General features: G+C 65.6%; 19 protein-coding genes. 14 read left to right on the forward strand and 5 right to left on the reverse strand.

Annotated elements, in window-relative coordinates; all coding sequences use genetic code 11:
• Positions 1-35: 35 nt before the first annotated feature.
• Positions 36-2270 (forward strand): CHASE2 domain-containing protein, encoded by a 2235-nt coding sequence (locus ACE10Z_RS02630; RefSeq protein WP_375786553.1) that lies wholly within the window; start codon positions 36-38, stop codon positions 2268-2270.
• Positions 2271-2455: 185 nt separating this feature from the next.
• On the opposite strand, the gene ACE10Z_RS02635 is transcribed toward ACE10Z_RS02630, so the two are convergent.
• Positions 2456-4039, reverse strand: coding sequence for an ABC transporter substrate-binding protein (locus tag ACE10Z_RS02635; RefSeq protein WP_375790084.1), 1584 nt, complete (start codon positions 4037-4039; stop codon positions 2456-2458).
• A gap of 267 nt (positions 4040-4306) precedes the next feature.
• Here ACE10Z_RS02635 and ACE10Z_RS02640 point away from each other — a divergent pair, with 267 nt between their 5' ends.
• From ACE10Z_RS02640 to ACE10Z_RS02670, 7 genes are all read left to right on the forward strand, one after another.
• On the forward strand, positions 4307-5926 hold the full coding sequence (locus ACE10Z_RS02640) for an ABC transporter substrate-binding protein (RefSeq protein WP_375790085.1): 1620 nt from the start codon (positions 4307-4309) through the stop codon (positions 5924-5926).
• A 197-nt stretch (positions 5927-6123) separates the two neighbouring features.
• The gene (locus tag ACE10Z_RS02645) at positions 6124-7077 is read left to right on the forward strand and encodes an ABC transporter permease (protein WP_021080294.1); all 954 of its coding nucleotides are present in this window, start codon (positions 6124-6126) and stop codon (positions 7075-7077) included.
• 91 nt (positions 7078-7168) lie between these two features.
• Positions 7169-8056 carry an ABC transporter permease gene (locus ACE10Z_RS02650; protein WP_375786554.1) on the forward strand — a complete coding sequence of 296 codons (888 nt, stop codon included), beginning with the start codon at positions 7169-7171 and terminating at the stop codon, positions 8054-8056.
• A 3-nt stretch (positions 8057-8059) separates the two neighbouring features.
• On the forward strand, positions 8060-9133 hold the full coding sequence (locus ACE10Z_RS02655; protein ID WP_375786555.1) for an ABC transporter ATP-binding protein: 1074 nt from the start codon (positions 8060-8062) through the stop codon (positions 9131-9133).
• Entirely contained in the window at positions 9130-9321 is a 192-nt protein-coding gene (locus ACE10Z_RS02660; RefSeq protein WP_092119665.1) for a hypothetical protein, read from the forward strand. Before ACE10Z_RS02655 ends, ACE10Z_RS02660 begins: the two co-directional genes overlap by 4 nt.
• Positions 9318-10730: an amidase gene (locus ACE10Z_RS02665; RefSeq protein WP_375786556.1), complete on the forward strand. Its 1413-nt coding sequence runs from the start codon at positions 9318-9320 to the stop codon at positions 10728-10730. Before ACE10Z_RS02660 ends, ACE10Z_RS02665 begins: the two co-directional genes overlap by 4 nt.
• On the forward strand, positions 10727-11704 hold the full coding sequence (locus ACE10Z_RS02670) for an ABC transporter ATP-binding protein (RefSeq protein WP_375786557.1): 978 nt from the start codon (positions 10727-10729) through the stop codon (positions 11702-11704). The genes ACE10Z_RS02665 and ACE10Z_RS02670 overlap by 4 nt, the downstream gene beginning before the upstream one ends.
• On the opposite strand, the gene ACE10Z_RS02675 is transcribed toward ACE10Z_RS02670, so the two are convergent.
• The gene (locus tag ACE10Z_RS02675; RefSeq protein ID WP_375786558.1) at positions 11701-12609 is read right to left on the reverse strand and encodes a LysR substrate-binding domain-containing protein; all 909 of its coding nucleotides are present in this window, start codon (positions 12607-12609) and stop codon (positions 11701-11703) included. The genes ACE10Z_RS02670 and ACE10Z_RS02675 overlap by 4 nt on opposite strands.
• A 112-nt stretch (positions 12610-12721) precedes the next feature.
• On the opposite strand from ACE10Z_RS02675, the gene ACE10Z_RS02680 reads away from it, so the two are divergent.
• The 3 genes from ACE10Z_RS02680 to ACE10Z_RS02690 all read left to right on the forward strand — a co-directional run bounded on the left by ACE10Z_RS02680 (position 12722) and on the right by ACE10Z_RS02690 (position 16733).
• Positions 12722-13516, forward strand: coding sequence for an acyl-CoA thioesterase domain-containing protein (locus ACE10Z_RS02680; RefSeq protein WP_375786559.1), 795 nt, complete (start codon positions 12722-12724; stop codon positions 13514-13516).
• 149 nt (positions 13517-13665) lie between these two features.
• Positions 13666-15414, forward strand: a complete 1749-nt coding sequence (locus ACE10Z_RS02685; protein WP_375786560.1) for a type I secretion system permease/ATPase — start codon at positions 13666-13668, stop codon at positions 15412-15414.
• Between the two features lie 8 nt (positions 15415-15422).
• Positions 15423-16733 (forward strand): HlyD family type I secretion periplasmic adaptor subunit, encoded by a 1311-nt coding sequence (locus ACE10Z_RS02690; protein WP_375786561.1) that lies wholly within the window; start codon positions 15423-15425, stop codon positions 16731-16733.
• A 309-nt stretch (positions 16734-17042) separates the two neighbouring features.
• Here ACE10Z_RS02690 and ACE10Z_RS02695 read toward each other — a convergent pair whose 3' ends face one another.
• A complete protein-coding gene (locus ACE10Z_RS02695; RefSeq protein ID WP_375786562.1) occupies positions 17043-17525 on the reverse strand; it encodes a CinA family protein in 483 nt (160 codons plus the stop codon).
• 173 nt (positions 17526-17698) lie between these two features.
• On the opposite strand from ACE10Z_RS02695, the gene ACE10Z_RS02700 reads away from it, so the two are divergent.
• The 3 genes from ACE10Z_RS02700 to ACE10Z_RS02710 are packed head-to-tail and all read left to right on the forward strand — an operon-like array spanning position 17699 to position 20296.
• The gene (locus ACE10Z_RS02700; protein WP_375786563.1) at positions 17699-18775 is read left to right on the forward strand and encodes an amidohydrolase family protein; all 1077 of its coding nucleotides are present in this window, start codon (positions 17699-17701) and stop codon (positions 18773-18775) included.
• Complete coding sequence (locus tag ACE10Z_RS02705) at positions 18772-19881, forward strand: amidohydrolase family protein (protein ID WP_375786564.1); 1110 nt, start codon at positions 18772-18774, stop codon at positions 19879-19881. Before ACE10Z_RS02700 ends, ACE10Z_RS02705 begins: the two co-directional genes overlap by 4 nt.
• Before the next feature lies 1 nt (position 19882).
• Entirely contained in the window at positions 19883-20296 is a 414-nt protein-coding gene (locus ACE10Z_RS02710) for a Rieske (2Fe-2S) protein (protein WP_375786565.1), read from the forward strand.
• A 117-nt stretch (positions 20297-20413) separates the two neighbouring features.
• Here the strand turns inward: ACE10Z_RS02710 and tcuB are convergent, their stop codons facing one another.
• Entirely contained in the window at positions 20414-21529 is a 1116-nt protein-coding gene (gene tcuB, locus ACE10Z_RS02715; protein ID WP_375786566.1) for a tricarballylate utilization 4Fe-4S protein TcuB, read from the reverse strand.
• Positions 21530-21558: 29 nt separating this feature from the next.
• Positions 21559-22959 carry an FAD-dependent tricarballylate dehydrogenase TcuA gene (gene tcuA, locus ACE10Z_RS02720; RefSeq protein WP_375786567.1) on the reverse strand — a complete coding sequence of 467 codons (1401 nt, stop codon included), beginning with the start codon at positions 22957-22959 and terminating at the stop codon, positions 21559-21561.
• Positions 22960-23044: the final 85 nt, after the last annotated feature.

Raw genomic sequence — 23044 nt, forward strand, 5'->3', positions numbered from 1 at the left:
TTGGAACAACTCTCCGCGCGTGATATCCAGACGGCATGAAACGGCTGAAGGCGATACGAAGGTGGTTCGGACGGCGCTTCGGCTATGCGCGGCTGGTCTGCGTAGCGCTATTGATCGGCTTTGCCGCGCTGCGGGTCGCGGATCCGGCTCCGGTGCAGGAGCTTCGCGTCAGGACGTTTGACACCTTCCAGGTACTCGAACCACGCCAGAAGACCGCGCGGCCTGTCACCATCGTCGACATCGACGAGAAGAGCCTCGCTGACCCCCGGCTCGGGCAATGGCCGTGGCCGCGGACTCGGCTTGCCGACATCGTCATCAACCTCACCCGGCTCGGCGCCGTGGTGATCGCGTTCGACGCGGTGTTCTCCGAGCCCGACCGCCTCAACCCCGATATCGCCGCCGATACGTTCAGCAGCCTCGACGAGGAGATGCGCGCCAGGCTGCGGCAACTGCCGAGCAACGACAGCATCCTGGCCGACGCCATCAAGAACTCGCGTGTGGTGCTCGGCGAGTCCGGCGGTCCCAATGTGCGCGCCGACCTCAACGAAAAGCTGCCGGTTACCGGGCTTGCGATGCTCGGCGAGGAGCCGCAGCGCTTCATGTTCCAGTTTCCGGGATTGTTGCGCAACGTGCCGGTGCTCGAGGAGGCCGCGGCCGGGCGCGGCCTGTTCACGATCAGGCCGGAACGCGACGGCATCGTCAGGCGGGTGCCGATGATGATGGTCGCGCAGGGCGTGACCATGCCGTCACTGACCTTCGAAATGCTGCGGGTGGCGGGCGGCTCGGGCACCATCCTGATCAAGGCCGACAAGGCCGGCATTCAGAGCCTCGGCATCAAGGGCTTTGCGATCCCGACCGATCTCTACGGCCAGCTCTGGATCCATTACGCGCGCCGGGACCCCTCGATCTACGTCTCGGCCGTCGACGTGCTGGATGGGCGGGTGCCGCCGGACCGGATCGCCGGCAAGCTGATCCTGATCGGCACCTCCTCGGTCGGGCTGAACGACATCAAGACCACGCCGGTGACCCCGGCGATGCCCGGTGTCGAGGTTCACGCCCAGGTGCTGGAGAGCGCGCTGACCGGCGACGTGGTTTCGCAACCGAACTACGGCATCGGCATCGAGTTCTTCGCCGCGCTGATCATGGGGCTGCTGGTCATCGCCTTCGCGCCGAAGTTCGGTCCGATCACGCTGGTGGTTGTCGGCGGGATGTTCGCCTCGGTGCTGACCGGCACGTCCTGGTATTTCTATTCCCAGCACCGGCTCTTGATCGACTTCACCTATCCGTTGATGTCGACCACGGCGATCTATCTCACCCTGATCTTCTCCGCCTTCGTGCGCGAACAGCAGCAGCGCCGGCAGATCAGGTCGCAATTCGTGCAGTACATGTCGCCCGCGCTGGTCGAGCAGCTGGCGCAGGCGCCGGAGCGGCTCGTGCTCGGCGGCGAAGAGCGCGAGATGACCATCATGTTCTCGGACATGCGCGGCTTCACCACGATCTCGGAAACCTACAAGCGCGATCCGCAGGGCCTTACGGCGCTGATGAACCGTTTCCTCACGCCGCTCACCAACGCGATCCTCGCCCGCAAAGGCTATATCGACAAATATATGGGCGACGCCATCATGGCATTCTGGAATGCGCCGCTCGACGACAAGCAGCACCAGCTCAACGCCTGCGACGCCGCGCTTGACATGCTGCAGCACGTCGGCGACCTCAACCGCAAGCGCGAACGGGAAGCGCAGGACGGTGGCCACGTCTATGTGCCGCTCAACATCGGCGTCGGCCTCAACACCGGCACCTGCGTGGTCGGCAATATGGGGTCTGATCTCAAGTTCAATTATTCGGTGCTCGGCGACAGCGTCAATCTGGCGGCGCGGCTGGAGGGACAGTCCAAGGAATACGGCTTCCCGATCATCGTGGGATCGAAGACCGCGCTCGCGGTGAAGGAGAAGTTCGCGATCCTCGAGCTCGACTTCATCATGGTGAAGGGCAAGAAGGAGCCCGAGGTGATCTACGCGATCGCCGGCCGCGAGGAGATGGCGAATTCCGGTCGCTTCCAGCGGCTGCGCAACCTGACCATCGAGATGCTTGCCTGCTATCGCGGCCGCGACTGGGACGGTGCGCTCGCCGCGATCGAGCGCGGCCGCAAGACCGACGAGGCGCAGACGCTGCAATATCTCTACCGCCTCTACGAGGCGCGCATCCGCGCCTTCCAGAAGGAGCCGCCGCCGCACGATTGGGACGGTGCCTTTGCGTTGACGACGAAATAGGCGACGCGCAATCGATGTCGTCCCGGCGAAGGCCGGGATCCATAACCACAAATGGGTGCTGTCACAAAGCCGTCTGGCCGCTTGCCTATTACGCCGGCCGCGGCGTATGGGTCCCGGCCCCCGTGCGCAATTGCGCACTAGGCCGGGACGACGGTGGAGAGGTTCACGCGGCGATGACCAACAACCTACTCCAGCCCGATCTGCGTCAGATCCTGAAACCAGTGCTGCGCCTGCACGAAGGTCTTCACCTTCGGCGACAGCGCGTGCGGATTGGTGTCGTGCACCACCCATACCAGCGCGGCATCGTCGACGATCAGCGCGTGCGCCTGCGCCAGCAGCGCATCCTGTTTGGCGCTGTCGAAGGTCTGTTTGGCCTCGTCGATCAGCGCGTCGACCTTCGGATTCTTGTAGCCGCCCCAGTTGACGCCTGTCGGCGCGACCTGGCCGGAATGGAAGAAGCGGACGATGGCGTAGAGCGGGTCGGACGTGACATAGGCGATGTTGTTGGCGGTGATGCCGGCGTTCATCTCGTCGGCCGCGCCCTTGCGCCAGTGGGCATATAGCGTCTCGAGCTCGACCACCTTGAAGTCGATATCGATGCCGATCTCCTTGAAGCTCTGCTGCAGGAATTCGTTCATCGGCAGCGACAGCATCTGCCCAGTGCCGCCCTGGGCGATGATGAAGGTCGTCTTCAGCGGCTTGTCCCTGGAATAGCCGGCTTCCTCCACCAGCTTTTTCGCTGCCGCGAGGTCATATTTCAGCTCGAAGCTCGGCTTGCCGAACCACGGGCTCGACGGGTCGACCTGGCCCTTGGCTGGCTTGGCGAGGCCGTTCATCAGGCCAACCACCGCATCGCGGTCGATCGCGAGGTTGAGCGCCTTGCGCAGGCGGATGTCGGTCCAGGGCGAACCCGGCAGCACGCTCAAATGATAATTCCAGACATGCGGCGTCACGTTGTCGACGATCCTCATGCCGGCGGCCTTGAGCTGCGGCACGGCGTCCGGCGCCGGCGTTTCGATCAGGTCGACCTGACCGGCCAGCAGCGCGTTGGTGCGGGTCAGCGCTTCCGGCATCGGGATCAGGATCATCTTGTCGACCTTCGCCAGCCGCTTCTTGTCCCAATAGTCCGGGTTCTTGGTCAGCTCGGCGAGCTCGCGCGGCACCAGCTTGGTCAGCTTGAACGGGCCGGTACCGGAGGGCTGGCTGGCGAACTTGTCCCAGTCCTTGCCGAGCTTCTCATATTGTGCGGGGCTCGAGACCAGGAACCAGAGCATCTGATAGGGGAAGAAGGAGTCGACCGTCTTGGTGGTGATCTCGATGGTCTGGTCGTCGATCTTGGCGTAGCTCGCGACCGAAGGCAGCCGTGTCTTGACCTGCGCGCTCTGCCGCTTGTCGAACTGCGGTGCCTTGTCGTTCAGCACCTTGTCGAGATTCCAGATCACCGCGTCGGCGTTGAAGTCGCTGCCGTCGTGGAATTTGACGTTCTTGCGCAAGGTGAAGCGCCATTTGGTCTTGTCGCTATCGTCGACCTTCCATTCGGTCGCAAGCCCGGGCACCAGTTTGCCCGGCCGGTCGGCAACGTCCATCTCCCAGGCCACCAGCGGATCGTAGATCGTGTAGGCCGTGAACTGATAGGCGCCGGCGCCGCGATCGGGCTGGCCGGTCGTCAGCGGAATGTCCGCCATCGAGATGCCGTAGCGCACAATGGACTCTGCCCGCGCTGAGATGGCCGGCCAGCCCGCGGTCAGGGCGAGCGCCATTGCCGCCATCAGGATCGAATTGCGCGCGCGCATATGAAGGCTCCGTTGCTGAAAGTCGGAGCTGAAACGTGCAAGCATGGTGCCAGAATAGGCACCATTTCCCCGTCTTAGCCTAAGGTGGGAAGAAATGACGCGCCCAGCGGTTATTTGCCGAAGAAACTATTCCCCTTGGCACAGGCATTGCATACGCTTGCCCAAGAAATAATCACCAAAACGTCACCAGACTTCGAAGGGGTTGCTCAAATGCGTAACAGGAAGACCAATGCGACGGCGATCATGCTGGCGCTTGCGATGGCCAATTGTGTGCCTGTTATCGCCAACGCCGAGACCGTGCTGCGCATTGGCATGACGGCTGCCGATATTCCGCGCACGCTCGGGCAGCCCGACCAGGGTTTTGAGGGCAATCGCTTCACCGGGCTCACGATGTATGACGCGCTGACGATGTGGGACCTGTCGTCGTCGGACAAGGCGAGCGCGATGATCCCGGGCCTCGCCACCGAGTGGAAGGTCGACGATGCCGACAAGACCAAATGGGTCTTCAAGCTGCGTCCCGGCGTCAGCTTTCACGACGGCTCACCGTTCAATGCCGACGCGGTGGTCTGGAACGTCGACAAGGTGCTGAAGCCGGACGCGCCGCAATACGATGCGAGCCAGGTCGGCGTCACCGCCTCGCGTATGCCGACCTTGGTGTCGGCGCGCAAGATCGACGACATGACAGTTGAGCTGACCACCAAGGAGCCGGACAGCTTCCTGCCGATCAACCTCACCAATCTGTTCATGGCGAGCCCGGCCAAGTGGCAGAAATTCTACGACAAGGCCGAAGGCGCCGATGCCAAGGCGAAGTCGCAGGCCGCATGGGCGGCGTTCGCCAAGGACGCTTCAGGCACCGGCCCCTGGAAGATGTCGAGCTTCACCCCGCGCGAGCGGCTCGAACTGGTGAAGAACGAGAACTACTGGGACAAGGCCCGCGTGCCGAAGACCGACAAGATGGTGCTGCTGCCGATGCCCGAGGCCAACGCGCGCACTGCGGCGCTGCTGTCGGGGCAGGTCAACTGGATCGAGGCGCCGGCGCCCGACGCACTGCCCGAGATCAAGCAGCGTGGCTTCAATCTGTACTCCAACGAGGAGCCGCATGTCTGGCCGTGGCAGTTCTCCCGCGTCGAGGGCTCGCCGTGGAACGACATCCGCGTCCGCAAGGCCGCCAATCTCTGCGTCGATCGCGAAGGGCTGCGTGACGGCCTGCTCGCGGGGCTGATGGTGCCGGCCACCGGCACGTTCGAGCCCGGCCATCCCTGGCGCGGCAACCCGACCTTCCAGATCAAGTATGACAAGCCGGCCGCGCAGAAACTCATGCAGGAGGCCGGCTTCGGTCCCAACAAGAAGCTGACGGTCAAGATCCAGACCTCGGCGTCGGGCTCGGGCCAGATGCTGCCGCTGCCGATGAACGAGTATCTGCAACAAGCTTTGGCCGAGTGCTACTTCGATGTGCAGCTCGACGTCATCGAGTGGAATACGCTGTTCACCAATTGGCGGCGCGGCGCCAAGGATCCGTCGGCCAACGGATCGAACGCGACCAACGTCACCTATGCGGCGATGGATCCGTTCTTCGCGCTGGTGCGTTTCCTGCAATCCGGTATGGCGCCGCCGGTCTCGAACAATTGGGGCTTCATCAACAACCCCAAGTTCGATGAGCTGGTGAAGAAGGCCCGCCAGACTTTCGAACCGGCGGCGCGCGACGCCGCGCTCGCCGAATTGCACGCCGCCTCAGTCGACGATGCAGCGTTCCTGTACGTCGCCCACGACGTCGCGCCGCGCGCGATGAGCCCGAAGGTCAAGGGCTTTGTGCAGCCGAAGAGCTGGTTCGTCGACTTCTCGCCGGTCTCGGTGGTGCCGTGACGCCGACGGCATAGATCGGTGCACCCTCTCCCGTTGTGGGAGAGGGTGGCTTCGCGAGAGCGAAGCCGGGTGAGGGGTTGTCACCGCGGACGCTCCTCGCTGAAACGAAATGACTGTATCCGCGGATAGAACCTCTCATCCGGCGCGCTCCGCGCGCCACCTTCTCCCACAAGGGGAGAAGGAAGAAAGAACCCAACGTGCTCGCCTATACGTCCAGACGGATCGTCTACGTCATTCCGATCGTGCTCAGCGTTGCGCTGGTGTGCTTCCTCTTGGTGCACATCACGCCCGGCGACCCGCTGGTCGCGGTTCTGCCGGCCGATGCCTCGCAGGAGCTCGCCGCGCAATTGCGCAGCGCTTACGGCTTCGATCGCCCGTTGCCGGTGCAATTCGGCCTGTGGCTGTGGCGCGCGATCCATGGCGATCTCGGCAATTCGATCGCCACCGGGCGGCCAGTGCTGTCGGAGGTGATGCGCGCCGTCGGCAACACCGTGATGCTGGCGATCGCGGCTGCGATGATCGGCTTCACGCTCGGCCTGCTGTTCGGCCTGATCGCCGGCTATTTCCGCGACACCTGGGTCGACAAGGTCGCGACATCGATCGCCATCGCCGGCGTCTCGCTGCCGCATTACTGGCTCGGCATGGTGCTGGTCATCATCTTCTCGGTGCAGCTCAACTGGCTGCCCGCGGTCGGCGCAGGTCCCGGCGGCTCCGGCGCCTGGGCGTGGGACTGGGAGCATCTGCGCTATCTGGTGCTGCCCGCGATCACCACCTCGGTGATCCCGATGGGCATCGTCACTCGCACGGTGCGCGCGCTGACCGGCGATATCCTGAGCCAGGATTTTGTCGAGGCGCTGCGCGCCAAGGGCCTGCGCGAGACCGGCGTGTTCCGCCACGTCATCAAGAACGCGGCGCCGACCGCGCTTGCGGTGATGGGTCTGCAACTCGGCTACATGCTCGGCGGCTCGATCCTGATCGAGACCGTGTTCTCCTGGCCCGGCTCGGGCCTGCTCTTGAACTCGGCGATCTTCCAGCGCGATCTGCCGCTGCTGCAGGGCACGATCCTGGTGCTGGCGCTGTTCTTCGTGCTGCTCAATCTCCTGGTCGACATCGCGCAGGCCGCGATCGATCCGCGCATCAAGCGGAGCTGAGCATGATCCGGAAAAGTGGAGACCGGTTTTCCCTCGCGACAAACGCGGAACGCGTTTGCGCGGAGATCATGCTCCAACAAAGAGCCAGCGCATGAGTGCGATGTCAGATACTGCATTGCAGACCGCTCCCGCGACCAAGGCGCGCGGCTACTGGGCGACGGTTGGGCGTCGCATCAGGCGCGACAAGGTCAGCATGGCCTGCGCCGTCATCCTGGTGCTGATCTTTGCCTCCGCGTTGCTGGCGCCGTGGCTGCATCTCGCCGATCCCTATCAGGGCTCGATGATCCGCCGTCTCCGCCACATCGGCACGCCGGGCTATCCGCTCGGCACCGACGAGCTCGGCCGCGACATGCTGGCGCGGCTGATCTATGGCGGACGGCTGTCGCTGGTCATCGGCATCCTGCCGGTGATCCTCGCCTTCACGATCGGCACCTCGCTCGGCCTCGTCGCCGGTTACGTCGGCGGCAAGCTCAACACCGCGATCATGCGCACCGTCGACGTGTTCTACGCCTTCCCGTCGGTGTTGTTGGCGATCGCCATCTCGGGCGCGCTCGGCGCCGGCATCACCAATTCGATCGTGTCGCTGACCATCGTGTTCGTGCCGCAGATCACCCGCGTCGCCGAGAGCGTCACCACCGGCGTCCGCAACATGGACTTCGTCGAGGCGGCGCGCGCCTCCGGCGCCGGTCCGTTCACCATCATGCGCGTGCACATGCTCGGCAATGTGCTCGGCCCGATCTTCGTCTACGCCACCGGCCTGATCTCGGTGTCGATGATCCTCGCGGCGGGTCTCTCGTTCCTCGGGCTCGGCACCAAGCCGCCTGAGCCGGAATGGGGCTTGATGCTGAACACGCTGCGCACCGCGATCTATGTCAATCCATGGGTCGCGGCGCTGCCGGGCGCGATGATCTTCGCGGTCTCGATCTGCTTCAATCTGCTCAGTGATGGCATGCGCAGCGCCATGGACATCAGGAACTAAGGTATGAGCGAAGCCAATCTCTCCGTCGATATGCTGGAGCCGGTCGCCGATATCGGCGGCGCCGCGCAGCCGCTGCTGCAGGTCAAGGGACTGACCAAGCACTTCCCGGTGCGCGGCGGGCTGTTCAGTCCGCGCAAGACCGTGCGTGCCGTCGACGACGTCAGCTTCGCGGTCATGAAGGGTGAGACCGTCGGCATCGTTGGCGAATCCGGCTGCGGCAAGTCGACCACCGCGCGGCTGTTGATGCACCTGATGGCGCGCGATGCCGGCGACATCATCTTTGACGGCCGGCAGGTCGGCCCGGCGCTCTCGCTGCGCGATTTGCGGCGCGGCGTGCAGATGGTGTTCCAGGACAGCTACGCCTCGCTCAATCCGCGCCTCACCATCGAGGAATCGATCGCCTTCGGGCCAAAAGTCCATGGCATGGCCGACGACACGGCGCGGACGCTGGCGCGCGAGCTGCTCGGCAAGGTGGGCTTGCGGCCGGAGATCTTCGCCAACCGCTATCCGCACGAAGTGTCCGGCGGCCAGCGCCAACGCGTCAACATCGCCCGTGCGCTCGCGCTGTCGCCGCGGCTCGTGATCCTGGACGAGGCGGTTTCCGCGCTCGACAAATCGGTCGAGGCGCAGGTGCTCAATCTGCTCGCCGATCTGAAGCGCGAATTCGGCCTGACTTATCTGTTCATCAGCCACGATCTCAACGTGGTCCGCTACATCTCCGATCGCGTGCTTGTGATGTATCTCGGCGAGGTCGTCGAGCTCGGCCCGGTCGATGCGGTCTGGGACGCCCCGGCGCATCCCTATACCCGCGCGCTGCTGGCGGCGATGCCGTCATCCGATCCCGACCGGCGCACCGAGGTGCCACCGATCTCGGGCGATCCGCCCAATCCGATCGATCCGCCGGCCGGTTGTCGATTCCACACCCGTTGCCCGTTTGCGGAGCCGCTCTGCGCAAAAGACACGCCAAAACTCAGCGATCTCGATACAATGGGCCATCAAGCGGCGTGCTACATGGCCATTCCAGGCTCCGGGCACAGCCGCGCGCCAGCAAAAGCAAAAGGAGAAAACGCGGCATGACCAGACCAACTCCCAAGGACGTCAAGGTGATCGCGCACGTCGCCGACGTGCCCGCCGATGATGATGTCGCCACCCGCATCGCGAACTCGATCGGCCCGGCATTCGACGGCTTCGCACCGATCTCCGGCACGCTGCCGTTCGATCTCGAACCCGCGAGCTTCCTGCTGGCGCAGAAGGTGTCGAAATGAGCACCGAATCGGCCCTGATGACGCTGACCGCGGTCGCCAAGGCGATTGCCGACAAGAAAGTCTCCTCGCATGAGGTGACGCGCGCCGTATTGCATCGCATTGCGGAATGGCAGCCGCGCCTCAACGCCTATATGTCGATCGAATCCGAGCAGGCGCTTGCGGCCGCGACCGAGGCCGATGCCGCGCTCGCCAAGGGCAACAGCCGGGGTCCCCTGCACGGCGTGCCGCTGGCGCACAAGGATATGTATTACGAGGCCGGCAAGGTCGTGACCTGCGGCTCGCTGATCCGCCGCGACTTCGTGCCGAAGACGACGGCGACGGCGTTGCAGCGGCTGAAGGATGCCGGTCAGGTCCGGCTCGGCTCGCTGCAGATGGTCGAGTTCGCCTATGGGCCGACCGGGCACAATGTGCATTACGGCGCGGTGCGCAATCCCTGGAATGTCGAGCACATCACCGGTGGCTCGTCGTCGGGCTCGGGCTCGGCGGTCGCCGCGCGACTCACTTTTGCCGCGCTGGGTTCCGACACCGGCGGCTCGGTGCGCATGCCCGCGCATTTTTGCGGCGTCACTGGCCTCAAGACGACGGTCGGCCGCGTCAGCCGCGCCGGCGCGATGCCGCTGTCGCAGTCGCTCGACACCGTCGGTCCGCTGGCGCAGACCGCGGAGGACTGCGCGCTGCTGCTCGGCCTGATGGCCGGCGCCGACCCCGAGGATCTCACCGCGTCAACTCAGCCGGTGCCCGACTATTTGGCTGCGACGAGACAGTCGCTGAAGGGTCTCAAGATCGGCGTCCCGACGGCGTTCTATGTCGACGACCTCGATGGCGAGGTGGCGCGCATCCTCGATGAGACGGTGGCGACCCTGAAGAGGGAGGGCGCCGAGATCGTCAAGGTCGAGCTGCCCGATCAGCGCCAGCTCAGCGCCGCGTCGCAACTCGTGCTCGCGGCCGAAGCCGCGGCCTACCACAAGCGCTGGATGATCGAGCGGCCGCAGGATTACGGCGCGCAGGTCCTGATGCGACTGCAGAACGGCCTCACCATTCCCGCGGTTACGTATCTCGAGGCGATGCGCTGGCGTGGCCCAGCGGTCGCCGCGCACAACGCGGCGGTCAGCGGTGTCGATGCTGTCATCGCGCCGTCGGCCCCGGTGCCGGCGCCGACCATCGCCGAGAGCGACGTCGGCAACGGTCCGGGCGCGGAAGCGGTGATCCAGCGGCTGACCCGGTTCACCCGGCCGGTCAACTATCTCGGCCTGCCGTCGCTCTCGATCCCCTCGGGCTTCACCAAGGCGGGTCTGCCGGTCGGCATGCAACTGATCGGCCGCTCCTTCGAGGAAGCGGTGTTGCTCCGGATCGGCGCGGCGTTCCAGCGCGCGACCGACTTCCACGCCAGGGTCCCCAAGCTCGCATGACCAGCCTCGTCGAGATCAACAACCTCAACATCCGCTTCACCGGCGATCGCACGGTCCATGCGGTGAACGATCTCAGCCTGTCGCTCGGCGAGGGCGAGGTGTTGGGGCTGCTCGGCGAGTCCGGCTCGGGCAAGAGCGTGACGCTGCGCGCGCTGATGCGGCTGTTGCCGAAGAAGCGCACGCAGATCTCCGGCAGCGTCAAGGTGCTTGGCCGGGACGTGCTGGCGATGGATGACGAGGCGCTGTCCGCGTTCCGCGGCCAGACCGTCTCGATGATCTTCCAGGAGCCGGCGCTGGCGCTCGATCCGGTCTACACCATCGGCCGCCAGATCGCGGAGACGGTGATGCGCCACGAGGGCAAGAGCGAGCGCGACGCCACGGCGCGCGCGCTCGAGATGCTCGAAGTGGTGCGGATCCCCTCGGCGAAACGAAGGCTGGACTCTTATCCGCATGAGATGTCGGGCGGCATGCGCCAGCGTGCGATGATCGCGCTGGCGCTGGCCTGCAAGCCGAAGATCCTGCTCGCGGACGAACCGACCACGGCGCTCGATGCCACCGTGCAGATTCAGATCCTGCTGCTGCTGCGCGAGCTGCAGCGCGAATTCGGGATGTCCGTCATCTTCGTCACCCACGACATCGGCGTCGCCATCGAGATCTGCGATCGGGTCGCGGTGATGTATGCCGGCCAGATCGTGGAGCAGGGCGCCCTGCGCGATATCGTGCGCACGCCGGTTCATCCCTATGCAAAGGGCTTGCTGGCCTCGACCATTCACGGCGCGATGCGCGGTCAGCGGCTCGAGACCATTCCGGGCACGCCGCCCTCGCTCGATCACGCGCCGGCCAGCTGCTCGTTTGCACCGCGCTGCAAGTTCGCCGAGCCGCGCTGCAGCGAGCAATTGCCGCCCAGCGTGCAAACCGCGCCCGGGCATCTGGCGCGCTGCGTCCTGGCCGAACCGGTGGTCGCCGCGGTTTAGGATGCCCGCGCAACCGCGCCGGCGATCCAGCGCCGCACCGCCGCGATCCGCCGGTCCCGTGCCTGCTCGGTGCGGGAGACCAGGTAGATTGTCTCGTGATGCGCGGCCTCGAACGTAAACGGCGCCACCAGCCGCTTGCCGAAGCCCGGCCGCGCCTTGATCAGGGGCGCCATTGCGAGCGCCACGCCGAGCCCGTGTTCGGCGGCCTCCAGCATCGCCGGCACGCTGTCGAGCCACAGATGCCCGCGCGGGGCGAGATGCGGCAGCCCGGCCTCCTTCAGCCAGGCCGGCCACGCCCGCGGTTGCGTCGTGACATGGATCAGCACCTCGCGGGACAGGTCCGCAGGGCTCCGAAGCCCTGCCTTGACCATCGCCGGCGTGCACACCGGCACTCCCTTGACCTGGACCAGCGGCTCGACCTTCAGCCCGGCGGCAAGTTCCCGCCCGTAGCGGACCGCGACATCGACGCGCGAGCCGTTGAAGTCGGCATATTGGTGCGTGGCCTCGATCCGCAGCGTCAGTTGCGGATGGCGCCGCTTGAACTCCGGCAGCGCCGGCAGCAGCACGGCGCTGGTGAAGAACGGCAGTGAGCTGATCCACAACTCGCCGCTGGCCTCGCCGCGCTGCCGCAGCATGTCGCGGCTTGCTTCCTGCAGCGTCGCCAGCGCGGCCGACACCTTTGCAAGGTAGCGTTCGCCGTCGGCGGTCAGCCGCACCGAGCGCGCGCCGCGGACGAACAGCTTGGTGCCGAACTGCTGCTCCAGTCCGCGGATCTGGTGGCTGATTGCGGACGGGCTCAGCGACAGGTCGCGCGCGGCGCGGCGGAAGCTGAGCTGGGTTGCCGCGCGCTCGAACGCGAGCAGCGCCGTCAGCGGTGGGATTGCCCGCGGATCCGGGGCGTCCAATGGGTGAATCCTGTTCACCTGAAGTGATGAATGGCCTTTTGTCATGGCCGCTATTCTTGGATCAGATTGTCCCTGCGCTCAATCCTGCTCACCTCAGGAGATATCATCCGCCTTGGCCATCTTCGAACCGCTCGCCACGCCGCACCACTGGAAGCCCGCCGCGCTGGCGGCGGGGCCGTTCGCAGGCCTCCAGGGCGGAGCGGTCGCAAGCCTCCTGACCGCCGAGGTCGAGGCGATGGCAGGTCCGCGCAACTGGGGCACCGCGATATCGGCTTCAGCCTGGTTCCTGCGGCCGACGCCGATGGCGGAATTGCGCACGCAAGTCGCCGTTGTGACCGAGGGCGGCCGGGTCAGCGTCGTCGACAACACGCTCTGGCCGGCCGGCGAGGAGCAGCCTTGTGCGACGGTGCGCGTGACGTTGTCGCGCGAACGTGCGGTCGAGGTCCCCGGCTTTCGCGGCAGCGCGGCCGATCCAGTGGATCCCACCATGTTTCCATTGCGCAGCCTGCACGCCGTCCATCGCCGCAGCTGGTTCATGGACGCGATGGAAGCCCGTGTCGGCGGCGATGTCGCCTGGTTTCGCATGCATCATAGCGTGATTAGCGATGCCGGCCCGCTGGCGCGGGTGCTCGGACCAGCCGACTGGACCCACGGTATCGCTCGCCCGGTGCAGAACGTGGTGGCCGATCCCAATCCGAACCTCACAGTCCAGCTGTTCAGGCCGCCGCGGGGTGCGTGGATCGGCGTGCGCGCCGAGGCGCGCTGGCGCCCGGAGGTCGGGCTTGGCGTCGGCAGCGGGATCCTGCTCGATGTGGATGGCGAAATCGGCCGGGTCTCGATGTCGGTCATTCTCGTGCCCTATCCAGGAGGCGCGCCCGCTTCGGGCCAGGGTTCCGCGGCCGGTTAACCGTAATTATTCCGTCAACCGTCGGTGCGGTCACAAAAATAGATCATGAACCATGCTCTGGTTGGCGCGACTTGAAATGGACGGTGGTCGCAAACGACTGTACAACGTTGTGATCACGTAACTCTTTTGATTTGCAGAGATCGGTTTTTATGGCAGTCGCGCCCGCTGTCCGGCGTTCCGAACTGGCTGAGGCGCTGCGTGCGTGCCGCAGTGCCTTCATCGGCGTCGGCCTCATCAGCTGCATGATCAACCTGTTGTATCTGACAGGTTCGATGTTCATGCTGCAAGTTTACGACCGGGTGCTGCCGAGCCGCAGCGTTCCGACCCTGGTCGGCCTCGTCGTCATCGCCGCGGTCCTCTACATGGCCCAGGGCGCGCTCGATCTGCTGCGCGGACGAATCCTCGGCCGCGTCGGCACCTCGCTCGACGAGGCGCTCAATGCGCGGGTGTTCGACACCATCGTGCGGCTGCCGCTGATGGCCGGCAATCGCAGCGAGGGCCTGCAGCCGCTGCGCGATCTCGACAATGTGCGTTCCTTTCTCGGCAGCATGGGTCCCGGCGCATTCTTCGACCTGCCCTGGCTGCCGTTCTACATGCTGATCTGCTTCGCGTTCCATTGGCTGCTCGGCGTCACGGCGCTGGTCGGCGCCATCATCCTGGTGACGCTGACGCTGATCACCGAATACATGTCGCGCACGCCGGCCAGGGAAGCGATGTCGCTCGCGGCGCGGCGCAACGATCTCGCCGCCTCCAGCCGCCGCAACGCCGAAGTGCTCGTGGCGATGGGCATGGCCGGGCGGATGAACAAGCGCTGGAACGAAGCCAACGAGGAATATCTGTCCGGCAACCAGCGTGCGAGCGACGTGAGCGGCGGGCTCGGTGCGGTCGCCAAGGTGCTGCGCATGATGCTGCAGTCGGCCGTGCTCGCGGTCGGTGCCTATCTCGTGATCCATCAGGAGGCCACCGGCGGCATCATCATCGCCGGCTCGATCCTGAGCGCGCGGGCGCTGGCGCCGGTCGATCTCGCGATCGCACATTGGAAGAGCTTCGTCGCCGCGCGGCAGAGCTGGCAGCGCCTCAACCGCCTGCTGCAGCAGATTCCGGCGCGGCCGGAGCAGACGCTGCTGCAGGCGCCGGTGAAGAAGCTCTCGGTCGAGGCGGTGACGATGGTTGCGCCGGGCGACCAGCGCCCGATCGTGCAGGATGTCACCTTCGCCGTCGAAGCCGGCAGCGGCGTCGGCGTGATCGGCCCGAGCGGGTCCGGCAAGTCGTCGCTGATCCGGGCGCTGGTCGGCGTCTGGGTGCCGGTGCGCGGCAAGGTACGGCTCGACGGTGCCGCGCTGGATCAGTGGTCGTCGGACCAACTCGGCCGCCATGTCGGCTATTTGCCGCAGGACGTCGAGCTGTTCGCCGGCACGGTTGCGCAGAACATCTGCCGGTTCGATCCCGACGCCAAGTCCGACGGCATCATCGCGGCGGCCAAGGAGGCCGGCGTGCATGAGATGATCATCAAGATGCGCGAGGGCTACGACACCCAGGTCGGCGAGCAGGGCACTGCGCTTTCCGCAGGTCAGGCGCAGCGCGTCGCGCTGGCGCGCGCGCTCTACGGCAATCCGTTCCTGATCGTGCTGGACGAGCCGAACTCCAATCTCGACAGCGAAGGCGACGAGGCGCTGACCCGCGCGGTGCGTGGTGCCCGCGAGCGCGGCGCCGTCGTCATCGTGGTCGCACACCGGCCGATCGGCATCGAGGGCGTCGACCAGCTGCTGGTGCTCAAGGACGGCCGCATGCAGACCTTCGGGCCGAAGGAGACCGTGCTCGCGCAGGTGCTGCAGCGCGCGCCGACGGCGCCAACGCCGATCAAGATCGTCGCCGATGCGGGGGCGACCAAGTCATGAGCGACCGCATGACCGATCAGCCACGCAACGCACATGCTTCGATCAGAAAGCACCTCGTGGTCGGCCTCGTCGTGGTCCTGGTGCTGGGCGGCGGCGTCGGCGGCTGGGCCGCGACGGTGCCGATCTCGGGCGCGCTGATCGCGCCGGGCTCGGTGGTGGTCGATACCAACGTCAAGAAGGTGCAGCATCCGACCGGCGGCGTCGTCGGCGAAATCCTGGCGCGCGACGGCGACACGGTCAAGGCGGGCGACGTCGTCGTGCGTCTCGACGAGACCGTCGTGAAGGCGAGCCTTGCGATCGTTGTCAAGACGCTGAATGGTCTCTATGCACGTGCGGCCCGGCTCCAGGCCGAGCAGCAGGGCCTCGACAAGATCGTGTTTCCGCCGCAGCTCACCGAGCAGGCGAAGGATCCCGACGTCCGCGATATCATGGCGAGTGAAACCAAGCTGTTCGAGGTCCGCGTCAACGGCCGCGCCGGCCAGAAGGCGCAGCTGCGCGAACGCGTCACCCAGCTCAACGAGGAAATCGCCGGCCTGCAGGCGCAGGAAACCTCCAAGGACAAGGAGATCGCGCTGGTGCAGCAGGAGCTGGTCGGCGTCCGCCAGCTCTATGAGCAGCATCTGGTGCAGCTCACCCGCCTCACCACGCTGGAGCGCGACGCGGCGCGGCTCTCCGGCGAGCGCGCGCAGTACATTGCCTCGCGCGCCCAGGCCAAGGGCAAGATCACCGAGACCGAGCTGCAGATCATCCAGGTCGACAAGGACATGCTCTCGGAGGTCTCCAAGGACCTGCGCGAAGCCAACGACAAGATCGGCGAGTTCGTCGAGCGCAAGGTGACCGCCGAAGACCAGCTCCGCCGCATCGATATCCGCGCCCCGCAGGACGGCGTGGTGCTGCAATCGACCGTCCACACGGTCGGCGGCGTCGTCACCGCGGGCGATGCCATCATGATGATCGTGCCGAGGGCCGACGATTTGTCGGTCGAGGCCAAGGTCAATCCGCAGGACATCGACAAGCTCCAGGTCGGACAGAAGACCGTGCTGCGGCTCTCCGCCTTCAACCAGCGCACCACGCCGGAGCTGAACGGCGTCGTCACCCGCGTCTCCGCGGACGTCAACACCGACCAGCGCACCGGGCAGAGCTACTACACGATCCGCGTCTCGATGCCGCCGCAAGAAGTCGCGCGCCTTGGCAGCGAAGTGAAGATCATCCCCGGCATGCCGGTGGAAGCCTTCGTCCAGACCGGCGACCGCACCATGATGTCGTATTTAATGAAGCCGCTGAGCGACCAGTTCATGCGCTCGTTCCGCGAGAAGTAGGTTCTCGCGAATCTTCGTAGCCGGATGAAGCCAGCGGGTCGCGCGAACGCGCGCCCGATGGCAGGCTCCGCGAAATCCGGGAACGGTCGCGCAGTGGATGCAGTTGCCCCGGATTGCGCTTCGCTCCATCCGGGCTACGAGGCTATCCAGAGTTGACCCGTCATCCTGAGGAGCCTGCGCAGCAGGCGTCTCGAAGGATGCACGGCCCCGCTGGTGGCCGTCGAACCTTCGAGACGCGCTTCGCGCTCCTCAGGATGACGGGGATAGATCGATGATCCGACATCGCCGAGTGCGGCACGTGTGGGGCGGTCACCGTGCCAGATTCTTCAACAACAGCTCCAGCGCCGCTTTCGCGAACGCTTGCATGTTGGCCTGCCGGTCGTCGCTGGCGGTCTCCAGCGTGATCACCTGTTGCCGGGGACCTGCGACCGCCATGCAGCTGTGGCCGGCGGCATCGCCGTAGCGGTTGCCGGTCGGGCCGGCGGCGCCGGTCTCCGACAATCCCCAATCCGTGGAAAGGCGTTCGCGGATCTGGCGCGCCAGCAACTGCGCGTAGGGTTCCGACGACGAGCGGAGGCCGCGCATGGCGTCGTCGGGAATATCCATCAGCGCGCGCCGTGCATCGCGGGTGTAGATCACGCCGCCGCCGAGGAAATAGGCCGATGCGCCGGGCACCGCGAGCAGCGATGCCGAGATCAGCCCGCCGGTGGAGGATTCCGCGACCGCAATCGTCTGCTTGTTCGCGATCAGATTCGCGGCGATCTGTTCGGCGATGGATATGAGTGCGTTCATCGGCGCTCTTTCTCGTTGCTTGCCATGAAAATCCCGTGGGGCGTTCTGCCTTCCTAGCACACCACATCGGCCTCTGCCGAGTTGCGGACCGCAGCCCGGCCTGATTGAATATCGGCTAACAACCAAGCGGCGCCCGACAAGTTGTTGTGAGAGCGTGCGCCGGAGGAAACACCATGACGTCGCCGATCGCGGGTGGCGTGGATTGCGATCTGCATCCCGCCGTGCCTCACCTCACCAGCCTGCTGCCGTACATGAACGACTACTGGCGCGACCAGGTGACGACGCGCGGCATGACCGACCTGATCTCGCAATCCTATCCCGCCAACTCGCCGATCGCCTCGCGCCCGGACTGGCGCCCCGCGCAGGGCAAGCCGGGTTCGAGCCTTGCCGACATGCAGAGCCAGGCGCTCGACCGGTTCGGCACGGCGTATGGCATCTGCAATCCGCTCTATGGCGTGCAGATGGTGTTCTCCGAGGACATGGCCGATGCCTTCTGCCGCGCGCTGAACGACTGGCTGGTCAAGGAATGGCTCGACAAGGACGATCGTCTGCGCGGCTCGATCGTGATCCCCGTGCAGAGCATCGAGAAGGCGGTCGCCGAGATCGAGCGCTGTGCGCAGGACAGCCGCTTCGTGCAGGTGCTGATGCTGGTGATGGGCGACATGCCGCTCGGCAAGCGTCACTACTGGCCGATCTACGCAGCGGCCGAACGGCTCGGTTTGTCGATCGGCATCCATGCCGGCAGCGCCTATCACAATCCGCCGACCTCGGTCGGCTGGGGCTCCTATCACATCGAGGACTATGTCGCGCAGGCGCAGGCGTTCCAGACCCAGCTGACCAGCTTGATCGTCGAGGGCGTGTTCGCGCGTCATCCGAACCTGAAAATGGTGATGCTGGAGTCGGGCTTCACCTGGCTGCCGCCGTTCCTGTGGCGGCTGCACAAGTTCTGGCGCGGCGTACGCATGGAGACGCCGTGGGTCGACCGCGCGCCGTTGGAGATTGTGCGCAGCAACATCCGTTTCTCGCTGCAGCCGGTCGACGCGCCGCCGGAACCGGACACGCTGAACCGGCTGTTCGACCATATGCAGTCGGACGAATTGATCCTATTCTCGACCGACTACCCGCATTGGCAGTTCGACGGTGACGAAGTGCTGCCGAAGGGGCTGTCGCAGGATCTGGTCCGCAAGATCATGATCGATAATCCGCATGCGACCTATCCGCGCTTGCAGGTGAAGGAGACGGTGCGATGAACATCCAGATTCGGGAGCGCCCCGAGGCGGCCGCGTCGACCGGCATCAAGACCGCGATCGCCGATTGCGACATCCATCCGGCGCGCGCGACCAGGGATGAATTGTATCCTTATCTGGCCAAGCGCTGGCACAGCCATCTCGAAACCTTCGGCGTTCATGCCTATCAGGGCATGATGGAAGGTCCGCCCTATCCGAAGGCGCAGCCCAATGCCTCGCGCCGCGATGCCTATCCGCCGGAAGGCGGGCCGCAGGGCTCGTCGCTGTCCTTCATGCAGAAGCAGCATCTCGATCCCAACAATGTCGCGCTCGGCGTGCTCAACCCGCTCAACACCGGGCAGGGCATCCGCAACCAGGATCTCGCCGGCGCGATCTGCTCTGCGATCAACGACTGGCAGATCGAGAAATGGACCAGCAAGGATTCGCGCCTGAAGGGATCGGTCGTCGTCGCCAATGAGGACGGCGTGTCGGCCGCCGCCGAAATCCGCAAGCGCGCAGGCGACACGAATTTCGTCCAGGTGCTGCTGTTGAGCCGCAATGTCGAGCCGCTCGGCCAGCGCCGCTACTGGCCGATCTATGAGGCGGCGCAGGAGGCCGGCCTGCCGATCGGCGTGCACGCCTTCGGCTTCGGCGGCAACCCGATCACCGCGTCGGGCTGGCCGAGCTATTACATCGAGGAGATGGTCGGGCATTCGCAATGCCAGCAGACGGCGCTGGCGAGCCTCGTGCTCGAGGGCGTGTTCGAGCGCTTCCCGAAACTGAAGATGGTGATGGTCGAGGCCGGCTTCGGCTGGGCGCCGTCGCTGGCATGGCGGCTCGACAAGGTGTTTGCGCGGCTGCACGCCGAGGTGCCGCACCTGAAGCGCAAGCCGTCGGAGTATATCCGCGATCACATCTGGTGGACGACGCAGCCGATGGAGGATCCGGAAAGCCGCGACCATCTGTTCCAGACCATCGAGTGGATCGGCTGGGACAGGCTGTTGTTCGCAACCGACTACCCGCATTGGGATTACGACGAGCCGTCGCGCGTGCTGCCGGCCGGCGTCAGCGACGCCAACCGCCAGGCGTTCTATCTCGACAATGCGAAGCAGCTATACGGTATCTCTTAAGATGGCGCGTCATGTGATTGGCCCGGTGGACGAACTGCCGCCAGGGTCGCGAAAATTCCTCGAGATCGACGGGCGGCCGATCGCCGTCTTCAACGTCAAGGGCGAGTTCTTCGGCCTGTTGAACCGCTGCCCGCATCAGGGCGCGGCGCTGTGCGAGGGGCCGCTGATCGGGCTCGCGTCGTCGTCGGACCCCGGCGAGATCGAATACACCAAGCTCGGTGAGATCCTGCGCTGTCCCTGGCACGGCTGGGAGTTCGATATCCGCACCGGCCAATCCTATTGCGACCCGCGCCGCTTCCGCGTGCGCGCCTATCCGGTCAGCGTCGAGCCGGGCACCAATGTGGTGAAGGGGCCCTATGTCGCCGAGACCATCAAGGTCGCGGTGGAAAGCGACTACGTGGTGGTGGATCTCTGACCACTCGTCATTCCGGGGCGCCGCGAAGCGGCGAGCCCGGAATCCATTTCACCGCTTGTTCTGTGGCCCGATGGATTCCGGGTTCGCTTCGCGCCCCGGAATGACGGTGGTCGGAGCTCACTCCGCCTTCCCCTGCACCATCATCTGCCGTTCCCGCGCGTAGCGTACCAGCGCGACGAAGCGGTAGATGCCATGCACGAATTTCCCGTAGGGCATGGTGATGAACAGCGCGAACACCACGCCGAGATGCAGTGCCAGCAGCGGGCCCATCGCAGCGCCTTCGCGCCACAGCAACAGGGCAAGGCCGGTGACGCTGGTCAGGAACAGCATCAGGATGAACGCGGTGTCCATGCCCATCTGCTGCTCGTCGACCAGCACGCGGTCGCGTTTCCATTTCTCGTTGAGCAGCCCAATCGGGCCGATTGCGAGGCCGATGCCGCCGAGCGTGCCGAGCACGACGGGCAGGTCCCACCACGCATAGGGCGCCTCGCGCGCCAGCAGATAGTGGTACAGCGTGCCGACGCAGGTTGCGGCGAAGCACAGGGCGAAGCCGTAGAAGGTGAAGTGGTGATACAGCTTGCGGCGGTCGGTCGGGTGGTCGCCCTCGTTGAAGCAGCCGACGCCGCCGCCGTCGAGATAGCGCAGCTCGCCGGCGTCGCGGACCGCCTGCAACAGCGCTTTCGCATCGGTCGTCATGCCGACCGGCTCGCCGATCGCGCGCCAGAACGCACGCACGCCCATCGCCAGCGCGACGATCGCGTAGAGCAGGGCGGCGCCGAACAGCAGCGCCATCGCATTGTGCGGCATCAGTTTGTAGAATGCGCCGGGGCCGGTGTGGACGCCGGTGAGCACGCCGCGGTCGTTGATCGCGGCGAAGCCGAAGATGAAGGCGGCGACGCTGATTGCCGCGATCAGGCTGATGACGAGGCCGTTGCGCGCGAACGCGCCGGAGAAGGCGCGCGGCCAGGCGTAGGCGGCGTAGGATTCGGCGCGCGCCACTGCCAGCGTTTTCGGGACGTTGACGTTGAACTCGTGCGGCGGCGAGAACTGGCAGTCGGTGTAGCAGGCGCCGCAGGCATGGCACAGATTGGCGAGATAGTTGAGGTCGCCGTCGGAGAAGGCGCGGCGCATCTCCATCGCGGGAAACACCGCGCACAGGCCCTCGCAATAGCGGCAGGAATTGCACACCGTCATCAGACGGTCGGCTTCCTGCAAGATCCTCGTCCCGTGCATCGCGCCAGCCTTGTCCTCAGTTCCGCGCGTCAATTCCGCGCATTCTTCGCCGCTTCCCGCCCGGCGACGCGGCCGAACACGCTGCCGATGGTCATGCCGATGCCGGCGGCGTAGCCCTTGCCGAGTACGTTGCCGGCCATGATCTCGCCGGCGGCGAACATGTTGGCCGACGGCTTGCCGTCCTTCATCAGCATCCGCGCCTGCTTGTTCACGCGGGTGCCGAGATAGGTGAAGGTGATGCCTGGCCGTACCGGATAGGCGAGATAGGGCGGCGTCTCGATCCTGCGCGCCCAGTGCGTCTTCGCCGGCGTGATGCCTTCGGTCACGCAGTCGTCGAGGATGGTGTGGTCGAAGGTGCCGGGCTGCACCGCGGCGTTGAAGTCGGTGATGGTCTTTTCCAGCGCGGCGGCGTCGAGCTCGAGCTTGCCGGCGAGCTCAGCGATGGTCGCGCCTGCGATCGGCGGAAACAGCGTCGGCATGAAGCTCGTCACGACAGTCGAGTCGAAGATGATGTAGGCGATCTGGTCCGGCTGCGCGGCGACCAGGCGACCCCAGATCGCGTAGCGCTTCGGCCAGATGTCTTCGCCCTCGTCGTAGAACCGCTCGGCGTGCTTGTTGACGACGATGCCGAACACGACCGAGTCGTGGCGGGTGATGATGCCGCCGTCGAATTTCGGCGCACGGGCATCGATCGCCACCGCATGGCATTGCGTGGGATCGCCGATCTCCTGCACGCCCTTGGCCAGCAGCATCTTGAGGATCGCGCCGCGATTATACGGCGTGCCGCGGATCAGGAAATTGTCGGCGGCCTCGCCCCAATATTGCTTCAGCCATTCGATATTGGCCTCGAAGCCGCCGGCCGCCGCGACCAGCGTCGAGGCGCGCGCCTCGGTCTTGCCGCCGACCGGTTGCTTCAGCTGGGCCGAGAGAAACATGCCGTGCTCGATCACGAGATCGATGACCTCGGCATCGTAGAGGATGTCGACGCCGAGCTCCTCGGCGGTGCGATAGAGCGCGTTCAGCATCGCGCGGCCGCCGCCGAGGAAGAACGAGTTGGTGCGGCCAAGGCTCAGCGTGCCGCCGAGCGAAGGCTGCCAGCGCACGCCCTGTTCGACGATCCAGTTCAGGATGTCCTTGGACTCGTGGATCATGAAGCGGGCCAGTTCCTCGTCGGTCTGGCCGCCGGTCACCAGCAGTAAATCCTTCCAGAACTCCTCCTCGGTATAGGGACCGGTGAGGATCTCGGTCGCCGCGTCATGGGCGCAGCGCATGTTGCGGGTGTGGCGGGTGTTGCCGCCGCGGTAGAATTTCGGGGCGCCCTCCAGCACCAGCACGGAGGCGCCGGCGCGCCTTGCGCTGATCGCAGCGCAAAGGGCGGCGTTGCCGCCGCCGATCACCAGCACGTCGAACCTGCGCGTCAGATCAACCATGCGCTCTTGTTATCGTTGTTGGCATGGAAAGCAACAGGGGCAGGCGAATGAGCACGATCCGGAAAAGTGTGTAGCGGTTTTCCGA

Origin of the sequence: Bradyrhizobium sp. Pha-3 (assembly GCF_042258615.1) — a bacterium.
In the GTDB taxonomy this organism is placed as follows: domain Bacteria; phylum Pseudomonadota; class Alphaproteobacteria; order Rhizobiales; family Xanthobacteraceae; genus Bradyrhizobium.

What these genes read in the sequence shown, in the direction of transcription:
- ACE10Z_RS02630 (WP_375786553.1), top strand. Translation starts at nt 36, where the DNA reads ATGAAACGGCTGAAGGCGATACGAAGGTGGTTCGGACGGCGCTTCGGC.
- ACE10Z_RS02635 (WP_375790084.1), bottom strand. Translation starts at nt 4,039, where the DNA reads ATGGCGGCAATGGCGCTCGCCCTGACCGCGGGCTGGCCGGCCATCTCA.
- ACE10Z_RS02640 (WP_375790085.1), top strand. Translation starts at nt 4,307, where the DNA reads ATGCTGGCGCTTGCGATGGCCAATTGTGTGCCTGTTATCGCCAACGCC.
- ACE10Z_RS02650 (WP_375786554.1), top strand. Translation starts at nt 7,169, where the DNA reads ATGAGTGCGATGTCAGATACTGCATTGCAGACCGCTCCCGCGACCAAG.
- ACE10Z_RS02655 (WP_375786555.1), top strand. Translation starts at nt 8,060, where the DNA reads ATGAGCGAAGCCAATCTCTCCGTCGATATGCTGGAGCCGGTCGCCGAT.
- ACE10Z_RS02660 (WP_092119665.1), top strand. Translation starts at nt 9,130, where the DNA reads ATGACCAGACCAACTCCCAAGGACGTCAAGGTGATCGCGCACGTCGCC.
- ACE10Z_RS02665 (WP_375786556.1), top strand. Translation starts at nt 9,318, where the DNA reads ATGAGCACCGAATCGGCCCTGATGACGCTGACCGCGGTCGCCAAGGCG.
- ACE10Z_RS02670 (WP_375786557.1), top strand. Translation starts at nt 10,727, where the DNA reads ATGACCAGCCTCGTCGAGATCAACAACCTCAACATCCGCTTCACCGGC.
- ACE10Z_RS02685 (WP_375786560.1), top strand. Translation starts at nt 13,666, where the DNA reads ATGGCAGTCGCGCCCGCTGTCCGGCGTTCCGAACTGGCTGAGGCGCTG.
- ACE10Z_RS02690 (WP_375786561.1), top strand. Translation starts at nt 15,423, where the DNA reads ATGACCGATCAGCCACGCAACGCACATGCTTCGATCAGAAAGCACCTC.
- ACE10Z_RS02695 (WP_375786562.1), bottom strand. Translation starts at nt 17,525, where the DNA reads ATGAACGCACTCATATCCATCGCCGAACAGATCGCCGCGAATCTGATC.
- ACE10Z_RS02700 (WP_375786563.1), top strand. Translation starts at nt 17,699, where the DNA reads ATGACGTCGCCGATCGCGGGTGGCGTGGATTGCGATCTGCATCCCGCC.
- ACE10Z_RS02705 (WP_375786564.1), top strand. Translation starts at nt 18,772, where the DNA reads ATGAACATCCAGATTCGGGAGCGCCCCGAGGCGGCCGCGTCGACCGGC.
- ACE10Z_RS02710 (WP_375786565.1), top strand. Translation starts at nt 19,883, where the DNA reads ATGGCGCGTCATGTGATTGGCCCGGTGGACGAACTGCCGCCAGGGTCG.
- tcuB (WP_375786566.1), bottom strand. Translation starts at nt 21,529, where the DNA reads ATGCACGGGACGAGGATCTTGCAGGAAGCCGACCGTCTGATGACGGTG.
- tcuA (WP_375786567.1), bottom strand. Translation starts at nt 22,959, where the DNA reads ATGGTTGATCTGACGCGCAGGTTCGACGTGCTGGTGATCGGCGGCGGC.